The organism is Paraglaciecola sp. IT1134, assembly GCF_058068185.1.
The window spans coordinates 1,105,765-1,125,442 of record NZ_CM176486.1; the positions used below are offsets into that span (position 1 = coordinate 1,105,765).

Genomic DNA, 19,678 nt, shown 5'->3' on the forward strand with positions numbered 1-19,678 from the left:
TTATTGCATAAGTATAATGAACCTGTTTATCTATGCGGGTTTTTGCTCGTAATTCAAAAAATGCTCAGTTCATTCCGTTCCTTTTGGGAGTCGAGCTTAGCCGTTCGCTAGTGATGTAGAGCAAGCTCTTCTCCCCTTATTTACATATTCAGTTAGGACAAAAAATGGATCGTAATTCCGCCACCACTATCGTTTTTATCGGCTTTTTTTTACTGGGTATGGTGTTTATTTTATGGGGAATTTTACTGCCTGATTTAGCACGTAGCCTGAATATGGGGGATTTGGTTAGTGGCATCTTTTTTACCCTCATTTCAGTGGGCATGATAGTGGGCGCTATAATTGGCGGCAAATACGTGCAGAAGTTTGATTTTTTGTCGTTGTTCTCCGGATTACTGGTGTGTGTGGCGGTGTTGCTCTTCGGCCTGTCTTTTGTGCAACATTGGATTTGGCTGGTCTTAGGAGCCTTTGTATTAGGGATCTTCAGTTCCAGCTTGTTCACTATTGGTCATACTCTTATTGCCCGTCTGTATGTCAAAAAACGTTCAACTATGATGGGCCTGATGGATTTTATGTTTAGTCTGGGTACCTTGGCAGCCCCATTTTACATTTCAGGACTTTATCTGATTGAACAAAACTGGCGTTGGCCCTTGCGTTTGTTGTCCGTGGGACTATTAATTCTGGCTGGATATACTTGGTATGCAGCCCATCAAGGCAAGAAGTTGGTAACCGAAGTTGCAGCGGAAAAAAATCGCCAGAGTTTGTCATACCGGGATGTGATCAAACAGCCCGTGTTCCTGTTTCTGGCATTAGCCGCCTTGGGTTACGGTATGGTTGAGTTTGGCAATGGCAACTGGTTTGTCAGTTATGCGCAAATAGGCCACGGTTTTAGCGGGGAGCAGGCCCGTCTGGTATTTGCCTTTTTTAGTGCAGGTATGGTGCTCAGCCGTTTGGGCTTTTCAATCTTGTTATACTGGGTTTCCAGCCACAGATTAATGTTAATTCTCGCTACTGTGATGGCAGTGGGGGCGTTTGTGATTAAATTTGCCAGCGATCCGGTGATGATGTCCTGGGGGAATTTCCTAATTGGTTTGGGTTTGGGGGGGCTATTTCCCCTTATGCTCTCCTGTGCCATGGATATCGACAGTGACAAAGGGCCGTTAATTTCCGGGGTGTGTGTCATAGGATCGTCTATCGGCGTGCAAACCGCCTCTTTTGGCACAGGATTATGGGCGCATTTTGCGCCCATAACGACGGCATTCTGGATGATACCTATTGGGGCTTTGTGGTTGTGGTTGATGACCTGGTATTACAGTCGCCACGTTAAACGGCAACTCGCTGTTAGCGAGGCAGATAAGGCTCATGTCTAACCCGCGTGTGGCGATACATGCTTCAATAATAACTAGCATTCCCCTCGATTTAACTCTGCTACACTAGCGTCTTTTTTGCGTGAGAGAACTTATGTGGACTTGCCCCGCTTGCCAATTACCGTTAAACCTAACGGAGCGCACCTATAGTTGTGTAAACGGGCATAGTTATGACAGGGCGAAAGAGGGTTATGTGAACCTGCTGTTAGCTCAGCACAAACGCAGCAAAGAGCCCGGTGATAATAAACTGATGGTTAATGCGCGGCGGGCTTTTTTAGAGCAGGATTATTACCAGCCCTTGGCCTTGCATTTGGCCCAGCTAATTGACAAATACCCGTTCGCTAGTGAGTTGGCGTTATTTGATGCTGGCTGTGGGGAGGGTTATTATCTTAATGGCATTATTGGCGCATTGCGAACCCTCAAAGCCAGATCAGTCATAAGCGGTGGGTTGGATATCTCCAAGATTGCGGTACAAAAGGCCGCCAAAAAATACCCTGACAGCCACTTCGCTGTCGCCAGTAGCTTCAACTTACCTTTGGCCAGTGCCAGTCAACAGGCGGTGATCCAGATATTTGCGCCCAGCAGTGAAAAGGAGATACATCGGGTGTTGGTCCAAGACGGGATCTGGATACAAGTTAATCCTGGGCCGGATCACCTGCAACAGCTAAAAAAATGCATCTATGACGCCCCTGCCGAACATAAACCCATGGCCTGCATACCAGAGGGGTTTAGTGTGGTGCATGACGGCGAGCTGAGTTTCAATTTTATCCTCAGTAGCTCGCAAATGCGCCTTAATTTATTGATGATGACACCCTACTACTGGACCGCTCCTAAAGACAAGGTAGAGGTGATTTTGGCCACTTTGGAACAGGTCAAAGCCCATTTTTCAGTTAGGGTGTTACAAAAGGTGACGGGTAGCTAATACCCTCAATCCTTGAAACAGCTTGTTTGTTGGCTACACTCATTTGCCGCTGTCATGAAATTTCAATGACTCTGGGTATAAAGGCTATTGCGCACATGAGTTTCAAGTTTGCCCTGAGTCGCCCGAAAATGCGCCTCAATTTACTGATGATGACCCGCTATTCATCTACTGGACCGCTCCTAAAGACAAGGTAGAGGTGATTTTGGCCACTTTGGAACAGGTCAAAGCCCATTTTTCAGTTAGAGTGTTACAAAAGGTGACGGTTAGCTAATACCTATAAAAAAGGCAGCTAACGATTAAGCTGCCTGATGAGGGGGAAAGTAATTTTTATTTGCTAACGGAAAAGCTACTCAAACGTTTAATCGCCTGACTGAGCAATGCCGTCTCGAAAGTAGCAAATTCTTCCTCTCCCGTTTGCACATTAAACACCCTGGTGGTGCCATTATTCAATACTTCAATACGTTGCTGATGTTGCATCACTATGACCTTACGGCCTTGAGTGGTAACTGTCCAATCCTGGGTTGTATTTTGCAGATCCCTCCCGGTACTGTATGCCTTTTCAGATGCACGACACCCCAGCATATTCAACAAGGTCGGGGCGAGATCTTCGGTACTTGAAAATTCGGCGACCAAAGGAGTATTGCTGTATAAACGCCTTTGTATTTGGCTGTCGCCATTTACGTTTTTAACCAATAACACCTGATATTGCTGCAAAGTTTGCGCACTGAGTAAGCTATTGATTTGTTCGGCAGTCGCAAAGGCAATACCAAGTTGGGTTTGCTGCGCGGCTAAATTGGCAGCGAAAGTCTGCCAATCTTGCACGAACCCCCGGATACTGTCTTGTGTAATGGCTTGCTCAGAATACACATGCACGTTTAGCCCCAAGCCTCTAGGTAAATCCAGCAGGACAGGTGTTTTGCTGCTTATAGCGGGATGATATAACTCGGGCAAACCAAATAGCAGACTTAGTTTGGCCGCATCGACAGAGGACTGACCGCCCAAATGAGGGCTGCTATAAACAAAGCGCGAGGCTGTGGCAATGGGCATTGTGTCACTCTGCACCAGCATCAATACCTTACTTGCGGGTGATACCGAGCAATAAATAGGTGACAAGGGGTAACGTATGTTTCCCATGTTTTCGTTAAACTGCAGTTCTTTACGCTGTTCGTAGTTCTCCCGGTCCAGCAAATTGTAGCGTGACATCAGAGTTTTAGCCGTTGCCGGGTATGACAAGGGAAACAAGTCATCCTGCTGCACTATGGGATGGTAAAGGTTAGCATCCGCCCAGATATGTAGGGCATGGCTACTAACAAAACATACAATAAAGAAACTGCTGATGGGCAAGGCCAGTTTATACTTTTGTAAGCGGCCAATACGTTTCCAAATGGCGTTAGCAATGATCAGTTGGGTGGATAACCAGAATACAAACACCAGTAGAAAAAAGCCCCATTTCTGCCAGCCGAAACCGGATATGGCGTTGTTGGCTTCATTGCGGATCAGGTGAGCGGAGCCCAGACTTAGATGCACACCGTATTTATTGTACAACAGCGCATCTAGAGCCAAACACGCCAGGGCTATGGCGGCCAATAACGCGCTCACACCTTTGACCGTTCTGGCACTGGGTACCAGATAACACAAAGGCAAGATAAAAATAATAAAACCAAAGAAGGTCAAAAAGCCAATATGGCTAATCCAGTTAGTAAATAGATAAGTCACACCCAGCAGGGTTTCCGGTGCCGGTGAGTTAAATATGTATATGGTGGCGATAGCAATGGCTAGCAACATATTGATCAGGGCAAACCAATGGCCCCAATTAACCAGCTGAGTAACTAATTTGCGCCTGGGTGTTTCAGTTAATATCATGAATAATTCTATTTAGCATTGATACTTTTAAGCAGCACTTGTGTAAACTTGTCGGCCATTTCACTGCGCTGATTGGCGTTGACTTGCTGCATAAAAATATTGGTTATGACATTGCCTAGGGCCATAAGGGATAAATCGCGGCTGGCCTGGTTTTTTTCCAGCGCGACAATGATGTCATGCATGACGGTTTCAAACTGTGTATCGGAATATTTTGAGTTTTGAGGCATGGTTTTTCTCGTAGCAGTCGTGGCGAGATAGTAACAATGGTCTGGATAAATTGCGAGTATAGCGAAAACTCCTCGGTTAAAAAGCAGTAAATCAATGACAGTCGGTGTAGTGAACAGACGTTTTATCTTATTAAGTGAGGTAAAACCCCAAGTAAGTTATTTTTAAGGAGGCAATGTGAGTGCATTAATTCATCATTTTGTGGTGCATCAACTGGCGATTAACAACCAACAAGAGTTACAGCTGATCCCCCGTCAAACCTGTTTTGACGTGACTCCGGCCATTGAAGATTTGGCCCAGCAAATTAACCATGCCTTTAATACCAAACCCGGTAAAGGGGTGGGAGGATTTGTTGAGGATGAACAGGCTGCCGTTGCACAAGACGATGAGCCGTCAGGTGTGGCCCCTGCTCACTTTAAAACCCGACTAAAAGAAATGCTGGGGGATCCAGAAACCTTCGTGCAGTTCAGTATCGACAGCTGCCAGATGCTAAAAAAATCGCTATTGGAGATGGGCAGCATAGAAACCGGTTTTGTGATTTTCAGTCACTACCAGTTTCTGGCCACAGATTATTTGATGATCGCCATCATCAATACCAAGCAGCACGTAGAAATTAATCGAGAGCTGGAGTTAACCAGCAGTGATCATCTGGATTTGGCCAGGATGCAGTTGGCAGTCAGAATCGATCTCACCCAGCTTGCAGTGAGTCCCGAGCAGCAAAGATACATCAGTTTTATCAAAGGCCGTATGGGGCGCAAAGTGTCAGACTTTTTTATGCACTTTTTGGGCTGTGAAGAGCTGGTGGATGTGAAACAACAGAATAAACAGCTGCTCAGTTCAGTCGACGAGTTTTTAGCTTCGGAACAGCTCGATCCTAATGAAAAAAACGAGTCGCGCAAGATAGTATCCCAATATTACAAAGAAAAGCTCGATCAGGGTGAAGACATTCAACTTAAAGAGTTAGCTGATAAGTTGCCCAAAGAAGACGAAAGTCGTGATTTTTATCAATTTGTTAAAAGCAGCGAACAGCCTATTGAAGATCAGTTTCAGGCGGATCGCAGCGCCCTTAAAACCTTGGCTAAATTCAGCGGCCAGGGGGGCGGCGTATCCCTCAGTTTTGAGCGAAAGTTGCTCGGTGACAGGATCAGTTATGATGCAGGTTCTGATACCCTGATGATCCGAGGAATTCCGCCAAACCTTAAAGATCAGCTGTTAAAGTCCCAAAAATAGCAATCCATATCAGGAAGTTGGCTAAGTGCTTTTCACCGGGATTACGGTTATGTCGATTGGTATTAATACATGATTAAACGTTAGGTCCAAGATATACTAATCAGAGGCGCACTGAGCGCCAATCCTGGGGTTTTGACAGACTCCCCAGGGCAGTGATGACAACCAAGGTAGCTAATTAGTTTTATGCAATTATTTGTTAACGATTTAACCGTAATGGATTTCTCCTATTTATGCCCCAAGCGAGGCATGGTGGGCGAAAGTTGGATAGTCGATGTCATTTTGGACGGTGACTTAAATGAAGAAAGCATGGTGCTGGATTTTTCCAAGGTTAAAAAACAACTGAAGTATTTGATCGATCAATACGTAGATCACAAATTGTTAGTACCTGTTGAACATCCATACAGCCAACTTGTACATGATCAGAAAAACGAGCGAGTAAGTGTCGATTTTATGCGGCCAAACGGCCGTTCTATTCACCTAGATTGTCCGTCTGAAGCATACGCTTTTGTGTATGCCAAACATGTGACCATGTCGTCGGTTAGTCAATATTTGAAACAGGTGATTGCCACCCACCTGCCGGAGAATGTCATAGGACTTGAGCTAACGCTGCGCGCTGAAGTAATCGACACGCCTTATTATCACTATACTCATGGTTTGAAAAAACACGATGGTAATTGCCAGCGGATTGCCCATGGTCATCGCTCAAAAATTACCATTATTGAAAATCAGCACGAAAGTAACGAATGGCAACACTATTGGGCGGACAGATGGTCCGATATCTATATTGGGTCAACTGAAGACGTGGTCAGCCAAGAGCAGGTTAATTTTAACGTGCAGGAAGTAGATTTCGCTGAACATTATTTGTTTGCCTACGGATCGTCCCAGGGCTGGTTTGAATTGGCGATCCCTAAAGCGGAAGCGGAACTGGTGGATACGGATACCACAGTCGAATGTTTAGCCCAGTTTGTAGCCGACGAACAAAAACGTCTGGTACCTGAAAGTGAGTTTAGGGTGCTGGCATTTGAGGGTGTTGGCAAAGGGGCGATAGCCAATGCGTAATGGCTGGTTGGCGCTATTGAGTGTATGGTTGTTGCTGTCGGGTACGGACCTGGCCCTGGCCCAACACACCAGCGATGAGTTGGTTTTGCGTGGGCAACTGACCCAGGGCAGCCTGATCCGCGGTGTTGCCCCCACGGGCAGTCAGTTATGGCTCGATGGCCAGAGTTTAAAAGTAGCACCTGACGGGTTGTTTGTCTTTGGTTTTGGTCGCGATGCGAAACTGAGTCATCGGCTCAGGTGGCTTGATGAACAAGGCGTAAATCACACCCAAAATATTGAACTCAGTCCTCGTAAATACGATATTCAGCGTATTGAAGGTTTGCCCCAAAACATGGTGTCGCCTCCCAAAGAAGTATTGGAACGCATTCGCAGTGACAATGTTCAGGTAGCCCAAGCACGCAGTTTACGTGATGAGCGTACGGATTTTAGCGAAGATTTTATATGGCCAGCAACCGGCCCCATCAGTGGTGTGTATGGTAGCCAGCGGGTGTTAAACGGTCAACCCAAGCGCCCGCATTATGGTGTGGATATAGCCGCCTCAACAGGCACCCCTGTATACGCCCCCGCCAGCGGTGTGATCAGTTTGTTTGTGCCTGATATGTATTATTCCGGAGGCACTATGATCATCGACCACGGTTTTGGTGTGTCTTCTACTTTTTTGCATCTGAGCAAGGGCCACGTTAAAACCGGCGATATTGTCACGCAAGGCCAACTGGTAGCTGAAATTGGAGCCACAGGCCGCGTGACTGGCGCCCATTTGGATTGGCGCATGAACTGGGAGAAGCAGAGACTTGATCCGGCCTTGTTGGTGCCTGAGCGTCACTCGGTGGACGCTGACTAATTAAGTCTCACCCGGGGACGCTAACTACTTGAGCGCCACCCACTGACACTAATTCATTTCCCATTAAAGCTTGGGTCGAATTACGCGATAACCTTAATAACTTAGCCAGTCATTAACGGATCACCTGTTGCTCGACGGACAAAATACTAGCCATAGTACCCACACCTCTCCTGTGAGTAGTCAACTCGACCTGGAATTTTGTGGGTCACTCAACCGTGCATCTTCTCAGGGGGCCAAGTTTGCGCTGCTGCTGAGCATGTTACAGCAAAATTACCTGGAAAGGCCCAGCGTCGCACGACCAAACAATGCCCGGCAAGACGATAGCCCGCCTACAGATGATATTGCTGGCCTATCTTTATATCCTAAAGTGCCCCTCAGTGCCCGTATTCAGGATTGGCAATACGCCGATACTGCCTCAGCGATCATGCACAATGATGGCATTAAAAGTGCCCACCTGTGGTTGGCGATGCATCCCCAGCCCCTGTCTTTACACAATGATGTCTGTGTGATCGATGAAGATGTATTGGCAAACTGTGATATTCATACCCAGCAACGGCATAAAAATGATGTTGAACTGGAGCAGGAAATTGAAGTGGATGAAACTGGCCTATACGATTTACTACAGCAAATCGGTCTGGACATGCAAAATGCGGCCTAATGTAAACAGAATAGAAAAAAATATACGGATTGCCATTGGACAATCCGCTACATTAGGGCAAATTAACCGTCCTGGTTGATTTGGCTAATAAGTTGTTGCAATACAGCGTCTGCCTGGTCTGCGTCAATTTGGCAAGTGCCTGCATTTTCGTGGCCCCCACCATTATATTGCAAACACATTTGGCCGATATTCGAACCTGAGGTCTTATTCAAAATAGATTTGCCGATTGCAAATACGATATTTTGTTTTTGAAAGCCCCACATCTTATGCAGGGATATATTACATTGGGGGAACAACGCATAAATCAGAAAGCGGTTGGCGGCATAAATGGTTTCTTCCTGGGTAAGGTCCAGGACCACCAAGTTGTCTTCAATTTTTGCACAGCGTTGCACTTGATCCACTGCCAACTGGCTATGTTCACGATAGATTTTTATCCTCTCCTGTACATCGGGAAGCTGAATGATTTCCTCTACGCTAAGATCCAAACAGCAATCGATGAGCTTCATCATCAGGTCATAATTAGAAATGCTAAATTCACGGAAACGGCCTAAACCGGTGCGAGCATCCATTAAAAAATTCATTAGATCCCAACCGTGGGGATTTAAAATTTCCTGCTGATTAAAATTAGCCGAATCGCCTTTGTCCACAGCCGCCATTAATTCGGCAGAGATCTTGGGGAACTGTTGTGTGCCACCAAAATGTTCAAACACCACCCTGGCCGCCGAAGGAGCCTTAGGATCGATAATATGGTTGTCGTGACTGTCGTTGCGCAACACTTCGCTATGGTGATGATCAAAACATAAATGGCAACCAGCCACATAAGGCAGGTTGGTGAGGATATCTTTGTCGGTGATCTCAATTTTGCCATCTTGCATGTCTTTGGGATGAACAAATTTGATGTCATCGATCATATTCATGTCTTTGAGTAAGGCGGCGCAAACCAGGCCATCAAAATCACTACGGGTTATCAGTCGAAAACTATTATTAGCCATAAATACTCTTTTTAGGTGGTGCCCAGCCTCCAGCTTAAAGGCATGTTGATTAAGAGTACATGCAACTTTTGCTGCAAATAATATTATTGACCCGGCCACCGGCTTGCATCGTGCGGTGTACCTCGTTTAAAGATAATTATTTCAGAAGATGAAAAATATAAAGTTTTAGCCTAACTAAACTTTTTCAGTACTGGGGGCGACTAATGTAAAGACAGCCTAGTGAACTGTCGTATGTCCCTTTGGGCCGCTCATGATTTTTCATGTCTGCGGCTTTTTTATGTCTGAAAATAATGCGTTTTGGGGCAACATCAGAACCCATAAAACAAGCTCTGCGATATAGTTGTGGTAATTGATGCATTCAAATGTAAACGTATCACCCCTAATATTAGTTCGACATAGGGACAACTAATTGAAAAAAATCCTGAGCTATATCACTATGTTGTTGGTTTTTAGCACTGCGCATTTTGTCCGAGCTGAGAATACTAAACACTATGACGAGTTCATGCAGGTGGTTGAGAATTTCAGATTGGCATTGGTTGAAAAAGACGAGCAAAAATTTGTCGATCTTTTTTACCACAAATCCGTGCCCTGGATTGGAATTACCGGGTTAAAACGAACAGGGAATTTACCGACTAATAACGGTGAGCAACTGGGGAATCACTTGAGTTTTATTGGCTGGGTGGTCAGTACACCACAACAGATAGAAGAGAAATTCTGGGATATCAAGATTCATACCGACGGCGATGTAGCCTCGGTGTATTTTAAATATAGCTTTCATAAAGACAACTACAAATCAAACTGGGGTGATGAAAGCTGGCACCTGATCAACACCATGCAAGGCTGGAAAATCAGTTCGGTTATTTATTCGATAACCGATAATCCCGAGCCCAAAAAAGAAACACAATAAGCAGGGTGCTTAAGCACCCATAATTCTGAAACGGCCAAAGTGTGAAACCGTTAATAAGGAGCAGTTATGTCGGCAGTGATCGTGCATTTTGCATTGGAAAAAGAAACCAAAAACAGCGTACGTTACAAAGAAATTCCAGAAGAGGGCAAGGCACCCATCATGGGCTCTATCTATGTGCAAAAATGGTTTGCTGGTGCCACAAAATCCCTAACCATCACCATTGAGAAAAAAGACTGAACCGTGCTGGATAATCGACATATAATAATATTTGATGGCCTATGTAACTTCTGTAACGGCGCCGTTAATTTTATTATCAAGCGGGATCCCAAGGGCCTGTTTGCCTTTACCCCTATGCAGTGTGAGTTTGCCCGGCAGCTGTTGAGTCAGTACAAGATTGAGACTGTTGATGTAGATACGTTTGTATTGATTAAAAACGGTCAATGTTTGGTTTTTTCCACTGCTGCTTTAGAGATAAGCAAAGATTTAACCGGTCAATGGTATTTGTTAAATGGTTTTCGGCTGGTGCCTGCCTTTATCAGAGACGCAATCTATAAAGTATTTGCCCGTAATCGCTACCGGCTGTTTGGCAGGCAAGCCACCTGTATGCTGCCATCTAATGACGTTAAATCACGATTTATCGGTATCTAGGCATAAGGTTCACCTAAAGTATGGCTATTTAGCTTGCACAAGTATTTTGTTTTGGCTTTAAAATTCGCGGTCAGTTTGTTATATTCTCGCCGCTTTTTTACCCAATCCCATTAACTGCTCTGGATTTACGATCCGGCTCGCATAGGCTGTACTTTATGACAAATGTTTCAACCTCTAACACACAGTATGTAGTATGTGCTTTATATAAATTCACCACCCTTGAAAATTTTCAGGAGATGCGTCAGCCATTGCTAAGCTTTATGCAAGACACTGGCATAAAAGGCACCCTGTTGCTGGCTGAAGAAGGTATTAATGGCACGGTGTCTGGTACCCGTGAAAGCATAGATGCGTTGTTAACATGGCTAAATCAGGATCCCCGCATTTCGCCTATTTCCCATAAAGAATCTGTGGATGAAACCCAGCCATTTCACCGTACTAAAGTAAAACTCAAAAAAGAAATCGTCACCATGGGAGTGGAGGGAATTGATCCGCGTCGTACGGTGGGCACCTATGTTAAACCTGCCCAATGGAACGCTCTAATTTCGGATCCTGATGTGACGGTTATCGATACCCGTAATGAATATGAAATCGAGATCGGTAGCTTTCAAAACGCGATTAATCCTAAGACGGATTCCTTTCGTGAGTTTCCCCAGTACGTAAAAGACAACCTGGATCCCAAGGTAAACAAAAAAGTGGCGATGTTTTGCACAGGCGGTATACGCTGCGAAAAATCTACTGCCTATTTAAAGGAGCAGGGTTTCGATGAGGTGTACCATTTGGAAGGTGGCATTCTTAAGTATTTAGAAGAAGTCCCCAAAGATAATACTCTGTGGCAAGGGGACTGTTTTGTGTTTGATAACCGAGTGGCGGTCGACCACGATCTGCAAAAAAGCGAATATGATCAATGTTATGCCTGTCGCTTGCCGATCACCGAACAAGATAAACTCAGCCCTGTGTTTGAGTCAGGAGTGAGCTGCCCCAAGTGTCACGGCAAGCATTCAGAGGAACAAATTAAACGTTTCAAAGAGCGTGAAAAGCAAGTTAATCTTGCTCGAGGGCGCAATGAAGAACACGTAGGGGAGGAAGCCGCTAAGGCAATTAAATTACGCCGCCAACAAAAGGCTGCTACGCGGCGGGCCCAGCGCACCGCAGCGGGGAAGAGCAACGGCTAACTCAGGCTTTGTAACAGTGATTGGTAGACTAACGTAGACACATAGTTGTAATAAACGTTAAACTCTCTGCAAGTTAACTAATGTGAATTAAGCATGTCAGAACAAGCTCAGTTAGCAGCAGAAAAGGTTGCTGAAATTCGTAAAGAATTTGATTATTTCGATACCGACAGTAATGGTCAAATAGGCATTGCCGAATTTATCGAATTGTTGACCATCTTATCGCCTAAGACCAAAGCCAGTCACGTTCAAGAAGGGTTTGGGCTTATCGATAAAAATAATGATGGTTCTATTGATTTCGACGAATTTTTAGAATGGTGGCAACAATCCTGGTGGGAATATTAGCCCTGATCCAGCAGTTCACGTGCGCTAAAAGCAACGCTGCGTATCATAAAAAAAGCCCAGGCGCCGTGCTGGGCTTTGTTGTATCTGTCTATTTGGGAATTATTCTTGTTTGAAAGTCAGCCCGGCGTATTGGCTTAAACGGGTGATGAGTTTATCACCCATGGCTGGCGCTGTGGTCCAAATACCACCTGGGGTGTCTGTAGCATCCATAAGCAGACATAATGCACTTTGGACAATCATGCGCGAGGTCGAGCCATAACCCGGGTCAAGTTCCCCAGCAACACTGACCTTAAGGCTTTGCCCAGCTGTATTGATGCCCACAAATAAAATATCGTAAAAACCTGCTTCCCGCTCTGCCTGGCTTGGGCCTTCCCCGGGTTGTGGCCCGCCTTCTTTCATCATGCCTTTATCATTAGCCACGGCATTGGCGATCTTTTCGCCTTTGTCACCGGGGCCGGTCATCAGCATTTCGTCATATACAAAATCCTCACCGTATTGATAGCCCAGCAGAGCATTGCTGCGATGAACGTTGCGGGTGTTGATTGCCGCCATCACAAAGGGGGCTACCCAGGTATTGAGTTCTTCTTCAAAGTAGGGTTTGTTCCCAAACGGCTGGGCAGGGCCGGTAAAACCAGGGGTTAACGAAAAGGGATTAAGCAGTAACTGCATCAAAGACGGGTCTTGTTTGGCAGCGGCCAGGGTTGCTTTTAGACTGGCAGCCGTGCCGCCGGAAAAGGTGCCTTGCATCCTGCGGACTCGCCCTTTGACTCGGGTAAATACAGCCCCCAGTTGCTCCTTAGCCAGTTGTTGCAAGTGATACACCCCTAAATCGAAGGGGATAGAATCGAAGCCACAAGAAAACACGACGCGCGCGCCACTTTTTTTAGCTGCGGCTTCGTTGGCATCGATCATCTGGCGCATCCATACCGGTTCGCCACATAAATCCACGTAATCGACTCCTGACGCGGCACACATGGCGACCAGTTCTGAACCGTATAACTGATAGGGCCCGACTGTGGTAAGCACCAGTTTAGTGGCATCTACCATAGCTTGCATAGAGCCTGCGTCACTGGTGTCGGCCACAACCAGCGGTGTAGCTGCAGGAGCGCCAATTTCGTCACGCACCCGAGCCAGTTTATCTGCGCTGCGCCCGGCCATGGCCCAACTAAAACTGGTATCACCCGCATAGTGGTTAACTAAATATTCGGCCACTAAACGCCCGGTAAAACCCGTGGCGCCGTACACTACAATATCGAATTTTTTTGCAGTACTCATTTTATTGCTCTCATGCCATTTGCGAAGCATGAATAGTAAAACCCCGGAAGACACTATTCACTTTATTTGCTTGATGGCTAACTATAGTACTTGTTGATTAAGAGAAGTTTGCATAAGTGCTGTGCGGAAAAATTCTGCTTTGGGCGTATCTCCTGATGATAAAGGCTTGTCCATACACCTTGGAAACGCTAGCCTAAACACACAAGAATGTCATCAGGACGTGGTATGAACGAAAAAACAGGAGTAGCCGATAGATTGTCGTGTAGCCAGTGTATGGAGCAAAAAGAGTTGGGCTTCGATTTTACTATGGCCTTTCAGCCTTTGGTGAACATCAGAAGTCGTGAGGTGTTCGGTTATGAAGCCTTGGTACGGGGGCTAAATAACGAGTCGGCCTTTTCGGTGATTTCCAGGGTTGACCAAAACAACCTGTATTTATTCGATCAGCAGTGCCGAGTAAAAGCTATAGCCTTAGCGGCTGACTTACAGTTAGATACAATATTAAGTATTAATTTTCTGCCTAATGCGGTTTATACACCGGAACGTTGTATTCGCACCACGTTGGAGGCGGCGAAAAAATACAACTTTGCTACCAATAAAATCCTGTTTGAATTTACCGAAGTAGAAAAAATTATCGACAAGCAGCACGTTAAGCGCATTGTCGAATGTTATAAATCACTGGGGTTTCTTACTGCAATTGATGACTTTGGTGCAGGGCATTCAGGGTTAGGCTTGTTGGCTGATTTTCAAACTAATATTATTAAATTGGATATGAACCTGATCCGCAATATCAGCTTGGATAAAATCAGGCAATCGATTGTCATCAACTGTCTAAATATGTTTCGCGATCTGAATATTACCGCCCTTGCCGAGGGAGTAGAAACGCTCGAGGAAGCAAACTGGCTGTTTGAATCAGGGGTTGACCTAATGCAAGGCTATGTTTTTGCCAAGCCAGGTCTTGAATGTTTGCCTGGGGTTGATTTTAGCGATTTTTAACCTAAACATTGAGATTAAAAATGAAAAAGCCGGAACTACTTGTCCCGGCTTTTATGCAACGTAAGCTAAATATGTTTTAGCTCACTGACAATATTTTACACGCGTTGGTGCCACCCACAGTTTCCATTGCATCGCCGTAGGTCATGATAAACAAATCACCGGTTTCCAGCAGACCTTTGTTTTTCATAATGTTGACAACATCATTTTTTAACTGGCCGGGATCGCTTCCGCGAGAATCAAAAAATACCGGTTCTACTCCACGATACAGCGCCATGATATTCAATGTGCTCTCATGACGTGACAAGGCATAAATCGGCAAGGTCGTGGTAATGCGTGACATTAACCGTGGTGTACTGCCACTTTCCGTCAGCGCAACGATGGCTTTAATCGTTCCTAGGTGGTTTGCGGCGTATACAGCGCTAAGGGCCAATGTCTCGCTCACCGAACTGAAGGTCTCATCAATCCGGTGTTTGGATATTTTGATGCTCGGGTGTGTTTCGGCACCGATACATACCCTGGCCATGGCCTCTACCGTTTCTACCGGGAATTCGCCAGCAGCAGTTTCAGCCGATAACATCACCGCGTCTGTGCCATCGAGTACGGCATTGGCCACATCCATGACTTCGGCACGAGTTGGCATAGGGCTGGTGATCATTGATTCCATCATCTGGGTGGCCGTGATCACAACCTTGTTGAGTTGGCGTGAACGGGCGATCAGTTTTTTCTGTACACCCACCAATTCGGCGTCACCAATTTCCACGCCTAAATCCCCACGGGCAACCATGACCGCATCAGACGCTTCAATGATGTCGTCAATGGCTTCGTCTGTCGCCACGGCTTCTGCACGTTCTACCTTGGCACAGATCATGGCATTACAACCTGCCTGTACCGCCAATTTGCGTGCATAGTGCAAATCGTCACCGCAACGGGGGAAAGACACCGCCAGATAATCTACGCCAATAATAGCGGCAGTCTTGATGTCTTCCTTGTCTTTTTCCGTTAACGCTTCAGCAGATAACCCGCCGCCTAAGCGGTTTATACCTTTGTTGTTGGACAATTTACCGGCCACAGTCACCTTAGTGTGCACCTTGTTGCCTTCAACTTCGGTGACCTTAAGCTGAATTCGTCCGTCATCCAGCAATAGCAAATCACCTGCAGATACGTCATGGGGCAGGGCTTTGTAATCTATACCGACCGATTCTTGTCCGCCCTCATTAGTGCCCAAATCAGCATCGAGTATGAACGTATCCCCTATCTTAAGTACGATAGAACCTTCCTTGAACTTGGCGACGCGAATTTTAGGGCCTTGGAGATCACCTAAAATAGCCACGTATTTACCCAGTTTCTTCGCAACCTGACGTACCTTGTTGGCGCGCTCAATGTGATCCTGAGCAGTGCCATGGGAAAAATTCATGCGCACTACATTAGTGCCTGCGCGGATAATAGCTTCAATCTGTTCGAGTGTGTCCGTTGATGGACCGAGGGTGGCTAATATTTTTGTTCGTCTTAACATAGGTTAATCGCTCTGGTTGTGGCACAAACTAATTTAGAATTGCAGGTGGACATTATATTCTTTCGTTTTTGCTAAGTGCGGCCTTATATAAGCCTTTGATGTTTTTTCCAAGAGAAGATTCCCTACTTTGTGCTCAATATCCTGATAAAACCTTTTGGATTCGGGTAAAGGCATCGCTCAAATTCTCATCGGCTTGACATAAAACCGCACTAATTGACTGAATACTTACTGTTTTGTAATTTTATTACAAAAATACTAGCCGAATAAGTCGTTAATGTGAAATTTTTTAACAAAAAAACAGCCTCGAGACTCAATTTTATTTAAGAACGGGTCTATGTCTGAAAAATACTCCCTCAATCGTCGCGTTTATCGAACCGCGAGCCTCGCAACGTATCTTTGACCCGTTTTAAATTTTCCCGGAATTTAGTTCCCCGGCGTAAGGTAAAGCCAGTGGCCAGTATGTCTATCAAGGTGAGCTGGGCGATACGTGATGCCATGGGCATATACATGTCCGTATCTTCAGGCACTTCCAAGGATAAAACCAGGTTGCACTCTTTTCCCAGGGGGCTGTCTTTTGAGGTGATACCCACTACGGTCGCGTCGTTACTTCTGGCGATCTGGGCGATTTCTACCAGACTTTTAGTGCGTCCAGTGTGAGAAATCAGTACCACTACGTCATCTTCACATGAATTCATACAACTCATGCGCTGCATCAGAATATCTTCGAAATACACTATGGGAACATTAAATCGGAAGAACTTGTTCAGCGCGTCATGGGCAACCGAGGCGGAGGCTCCCAAACCAAAAAAGGATATTTTTTGCGCCTGGGTGAGTAAATCGACTACCCGGTTTATGGTATTGATATCTACCGACTGCCTTGCCACCTCTAAAGAGGCCATGGTGGATTCGAAGATCTTTTTGGTGTATTCCTCTGGCCCATCGTCTTCTTCGACATGACGGTTTACATAAGGTGTGCCGTTGGCCAGACTCTGCGCTAAATGCAGTTTAAAGTCAGGATAACCCTTAGTATCCAGACGTCGGCAAAAACGGTTGACTGTGGGTTCACTGACATCGGACATTTTTGCCAGAGTTGCGATACTGCTATGGATCGCCGTTTGCGGGTTAGCCAAAATGACTTCGGCTACTTTGCGTTCTGATTTACTAAACGCGAGCTTATGTTGAGTTATTTTTTCAAGAATATTCATACGGCCACTGAAATCTTAATTATAATCTGCATTTATTTCACTAAGAATAACACTGTCGCTACTAGTGTGGGTACAGTTCTTGTAATTTTTTAACAAAAACACCCACAATTTAAGCAACTTAAGGGGCTTGGGGGGCCAAGATTGTGGTGGTTCGTCGTAAAAAGTTGTAATTTTACTACACTTGTTGTTAACTGTGGGCAAAGATTAGTAATGATTGAAGTGTTATTATTAGCCTAAGTTGAATCAAATATTCTCATTAATAGTAGGTTAAAGACAATGGCGTTAGATAATTCATCCAAACCGTGTGACTTCGTTTTATTTGGTACCAAGGGGGATTTGGCCCGTCGTAAATTGCTGCCGTCTCTGTATCAATTGGAAAAAGCAGAATTAATGCATGCCGAGACCACCATTTTGGGGGTGGCCAGAGATGAAATCAGCCTGCAGGACTACGTTGAGCTGGTCAAAACGAATATTGAGCAATTCTCTGATGAAAAATTGTGTGATGAAACCTGGCAGCGTTTTTCCGCCAAGTTAGATTATGTCTGTGTCGACATGAAAGACATCGACAGTTATAAGGTGTTTGCAGAACATGTGAACACCAGTCGCACTATGGTGTGTTATTTTGCTACCCCGCCATCGATATTTGGTGACATCTGTCGTGGTTTAAAAGCCGCCAATATAATTGACAAGAGCATGCGGGTGGTCCTTGAAAAACCTATTGGGCATGATCTCGCATCTTCCAAAGTCATTAATGACCAAGTGGCGGAGTTTTTTGATGAAACACAAATTTATCGTATCGATCACTATCTGGGCAAAGAAACCGTACTTAATCTGATTGCCTTACGTTTTGCCAATTCGATTTTTGCCACCAATTGGGATCACAACAGTATTGATCACGTGCAAATCAGCGTTGCCGAGTCGGTTGGTATTGAAGGGCGCTGGGGCTATTTTGATACCGCCGGCCAGATGCGTGACATGGTGCAGAATCACTTGTTGCAGATATTGACCCTGATTGCCATGGAACCTCCCACTACTTTAGATGCAGACAGTATTCGCGGCGAAAAACTCAAAGTACTTAAGGCATTGCGTACCATTGACTCCACTAATATTCGGCAAAAGAGTGTGCGTGGGCAATACATAGGCGGTTTTGTCAAAGGTAAAGAAGTCCCCGGCTACCTCGATGAGCCTGATGCTAACCAGCGCAGTGAAACGGAAACCTTTGTCGCCCTTAAAGTGGATATCGATAACTGGCGTTGGGCCGGGGTACCGTTTTATTTGCGTACGGGCAAACGCCTGCCCAACAAAACCAGTGAGGTGGTGATCTATTTCAAACGTCAGCCCCATAACTTGTTTGAAGAAAGTTTTTCCGAGCTCCCACCCAATAAACTGACCATACGTTTACAGCCCGATGAAGGCATTGAAGTCACCGTTATGAATAAGGTGCCTGGGTTAACCGAAACAGGTGCCATGGATTTACAAAAATCCCGTTTGAACTTGAGCTTTTCCGAGGCATTCAAAGATGATCGTATTGCCGATGCATACGAAAAATTGTTGCTAGAAGTTATGCTGGGCAACCAGACCTTATTTGTCAGCCGTGATGAAGTGGAATTTGCCTGGAAATGGGTCGACAGCATCATTGATGCCTGGGATCACAGCAATGAACCCCCTGAGTCTTATCAAGCTGGCACCTGGGGCCCGGTAGCGTCAATTGCATTGTTAGCCCGTGAAGATCGTGCCTGGTACGAAAGCAAGATAGGGAAGAAATAACATGGCTTTAAAAGAAACAAATTTTCAATCCGTAGATGAACTCAATAACACCTTCGCCCAGCGTATTGTCACTATTCTTCAAGACGGTATCGCCCAAAATGGCCGGGCAAGTTTGATTGTTTCAGGTGGACGTACGCCCGCAGCCTTGTTTGATGCTCTGTCCAAAGCTGATCTGGCCTGGGACAAAGTTGATATAAGCCTGGCGGATGAACGTTGGGTGGAGACAAACGACGACGCCAGTAACGAAAAAATGCTGCGCCGGGAGCTGTTGAAAAACAATGCGCAAAAGGCCAACTTTGTTGGACTTAAAACCGCCCATGGCGATGCTAAAGAGGCAGTGGATGAATGCACGGGGAATCTGGCAAAATTGAAAACGCCTTTTGACGTGCTCATTTTAGGTATGGGTGAGGACGGCCATACGGCTTCGTTGTTTCCCTGCTCAGAACAAATCCATCAAGGCCTGGATATGGGCAGTCGTCGCACTTATATTGCCGTGCAGCCCACCACTGCACCTAACCAGCGCATGTCTTTGACCTTACCAGCGTTATTGAACAGCAAAAATATTTTTCTACATCTGACCGGTGTGGCTAAAAAGCAGGTATTGGACACAGCAATCAAGGGTGGCGACGAATTCGAGATGCCCATCCGTGCGGTCATCAATCATGCCCAAGTCGAATTGATGTGGGCGCCCTAGGAGATATT

Annotated in this window: 20 protein-coding genes; 14 read left to right on the forward strand and 6 right to left on the reverse strand. The window is 45.6% G+C overall.

What is annotated here, in order from left to right; translation table 11 throughout:
• Nucleotides 1–164 precede the first annotated feature (164 nt).
• Together AC3RV5_RS04745 and AC3RV5_RS04750 are read left to right on the forward strand one after the other, a co-directional pair.
• Nucleotides 165–1,367, forward strand: a complete 1,203-nt coding sequence (locus AC3RV5_RS04745) for an MFS transporter (RefSeq protein ID WP_489730822.1) — start codon at nt 165–167, stop codon at nt 1,365–1,367.
• 91 nt (nt 1,368–1,458) lie between these two features.
• The gene (locus AC3RV5_RS04750; RefSeq protein ID WP_489730823.1) at nt 1,459–2,286 is read left to right on the forward strand and encodes a putative RNA methyltransferase; all 828 of its coding nucleotides are present in this window, start codon (nt 1,459–1,461) and stop codon (nt 2,284–2,286) included.
• A 327-nt stretch (nt 2,287–2,613) separates the two neighbouring features.
• On the opposite strand, the gene AC3RV5_RS04755 is transcribed toward AC3RV5_RS04750, so the two are convergent.
• Together AC3RV5_RS04755 and AC3RV5_RS04760 are read right to left on the reverse strand one after the other, a co-directional pair.
• On the reverse strand, nt 2,614–4,149 hold the full coding sequence (locus AC3RV5_RS04755; protein ID WP_489730824.1) for a DUF3413 domain-containing protein: 1,536 nt from the start codon (nt 4,147–4,149) through the stop codon (nt 2,614–2,616).
• Nucleotides 4,150–4,157: 8 nt separating this feature from the next.
• The gene (locus AC3RV5_RS04760; RefSeq protein ID WP_489730825.1) at nt 4,158–4,376 is read right to left on the reverse strand and encodes a YejL family protein; all 219 of its coding nucleotides are present in this window, start codon (nt 4,374–4,376) and stop codon (nt 4,158–4,160) included.
• A 175-nt stretch (nt 4,377–4,551) separates the two neighbouring features.
• Here AC3RV5_RS04760 and yejK point away from each other — a divergent pair, with 175 nt between their 5' ends.
• From yejK to AC3RV5_RS04780, 4 genes are all read left to right on the forward strand, one after another.
• Entirely contained in the window at nt 4,552–5,604 is a 1,053-nt protein-coding gene (gene yejK / locus AC3RV5_RS04765) for a nucleoid-associated protein YejK (protein WP_489730826.1), read from the forward strand.
• 183 nt (nt 5,605–5,787) lie between these two features.
• Nucleotides 5,788–6,663 (forward strand): 6-carboxytetrahydropterin synthase, encoded by an 876-nt coding sequence (locus AC3RV5_RS04770; RefSeq protein WP_489730827.1) that lies wholly within the window; start codon nt 5,788–5,790, stop codon nt 6,661–6,663.
• Nucleotides 6,656–7,504 (forward strand): M23 family metallopeptidase, encoded by an 849-nt coding sequence (locus AC3RV5_RS04775; RefSeq protein ID WP_489730828.1) that lies wholly within the window; start codon nt 6,656–6,658, stop codon nt 7,502–7,504. The genes AC3RV5_RS04770 and AC3RV5_RS04775 overlap by 8 nt, the downstream gene beginning before the upstream one ends.
• A 127-nt stretch (nt 7,505–7,631) precedes the next feature.
• Nucleotides 7,632–8,162, forward strand: coding sequence for a VC2046/SO_2500 family protein (locus AC3RV5_RS04780; RefSeq protein ID WP_489730829.1), 531 nt, complete (start codon nt 7,632–7,634; stop codon nt 8,160–8,162).
• 62 nt (nt 8,163–8,224) lie between these two features.
• On the opposite strand, the gene AC3RV5_RS04785 is transcribed toward AC3RV5_RS04780, so the two are convergent.
• Entirely contained in the window at nt 8,225–9,154 is a 930-nt protein-coding gene (locus tag AC3RV5_RS04785) for an exopolyphosphatase (protein WP_489730830.1), read from the reverse strand.
• Between the two features lie 409 nt (nt 9,155–9,563).
• On the opposite strand from AC3RV5_RS04785, the gene AC3RV5_RS04790 reads away from it, so the two are divergent.
• The 5 genes from AC3RV5_RS04790 to AC3RV5_RS04810 all read left to right on the forward strand — a co-directional run bounded on the left by AC3RV5_RS04790 (nt 9,564) and on the right by AC3RV5_RS04810 (nt 12,223).
• Nucleotides 9,564–10,061 (forward strand): hypothetical protein, encoded by a 498-nt coding sequence (locus AC3RV5_RS04790; RefSeq protein WP_489730831.1) that lies wholly within the window; start codon nt 9,564–9,566, stop codon nt 10,059–10,061.
• A gap of 66 nt (nt 10,062–10,127) precedes the next feature.
• Nucleotides 10,128–10,298, forward strand: coding sequence for a hypothetical protein (locus AC3RV5_RS04795; protein ID WP_489730832.1), 171 nt, complete (start codon nt 10,128–10,130; stop codon nt 10,296–10,298).
• 3 nt (nt 10,299–10,301) lie between these two features.
• Complete coding sequence (locus AC3RV5_RS04800) at nt 10,302–10,709, forward strand: thiol-disulfide oxidoreductase DCC family protein (RefSeq protein WP_489730833.1); 408 nt, start codon at nt 10,302–10,304, stop codon at nt 10,707–10,709.
• A gap of 155 nt (nt 10,710–10,864) precedes the next feature.
• Complete coding sequence (gene trhO / locus AC3RV5_RS04805; protein ID WP_489730834.1) at nt 10,865–11,881, forward strand: oxygen-dependent tRNA uridine(34) hydroxylase TrhO; 1,017 nt, start codon at nt 10,865–10,867, stop codon at nt 11,879–11,881.
• 93 nt (nt 11,882–11,974) lie between these two features.
• On the forward strand, nt 11,975–12,223 hold the full coding sequence (locus AC3RV5_RS04810) for an EF-hand domain-containing protein (protein WP_489730835.1): 249 nt from the start codon (nt 11,975–11,977) through the stop codon (nt 12,221–12,223).
• Between the two features lie 99 nt (nt 12,224–12,322).
• Here AC3RV5_RS04810 and AC3RV5_RS04815 read toward each other — a convergent pair whose 3' ends face one another.
• On the reverse strand, nt 12,323–13,498 hold the full coding sequence (locus AC3RV5_RS04815; RefSeq protein ID WP_489730836.1) for a saccharopine dehydrogenase family protein: 1,176 nt from the start codon (nt 13,496–13,498) through the stop codon (nt 12,323–12,325).
• A gap of 225 nt (nt 13,499–13,723) precedes the next feature.
• Between AC3RV5_RS04815 and AC3RV5_RS04820 the strand changes: the two genes are divergently transcribed.
• Entirely contained in the window at nt 13,724–14,491 is a 768-nt protein-coding gene (locus AC3RV5_RS04820) for an EAL domain-containing protein (protein WP_489730837.1), read from the forward strand.
• A 76-nt stretch (nt 14,492–14,567) separates the two neighbouring features.
• On the opposite strand, the gene pyk is transcribed toward AC3RV5_RS04820, so the two are convergent.
• Nucleotides 14,568–16,004, reverse strand: a complete 1,437-nt coding sequence (pyk, locus tag AC3RV5_RS04825) for a pyruvate kinase (RefSeq protein ID WP_489730838.1) — start codon at nt 16,002–16,004, stop codon at nt 14,568–14,570.
• Between the two features lie 353 nt (nt 16,005–16,357).
• A complete protein-coding gene (locus AC3RV5_RS04830) occupies nt 16,358–17,209 on the reverse strand; it encodes a MurR/RpiR family transcriptional regulator (protein ID WP_489730839.1) in 852 nt (283 codons plus the stop codon).
• A gap of 276 nt (nt 17,210–17,485) precedes the next feature.
• Between AC3RV5_RS04830 and zwf the strand changes: the two genes are divergently transcribed.
• Complete coding sequence (gene zwf, locus AC3RV5_RS04835; RefSeq protein WP_489730840.1) at nt 17,486–18,976, forward strand: glucose-6-phosphate dehydrogenase; 1,491 nt, start codon at nt 17,486–17,488, stop codon at nt 18,974–18,976.
• A 1-nt stretch (nt 18,977) separates the two neighbouring features.
• Entirely contained in the window at nt 18,978–19,670 is a 693-nt protein-coding gene (pgl, locus tag AC3RV5_RS04840; protein WP_489730841.1) for a 6-phosphogluconolactonase, read from the forward strand.
• Nucleotides 19,671–19,678: the final 8 nt, after the last annotated feature.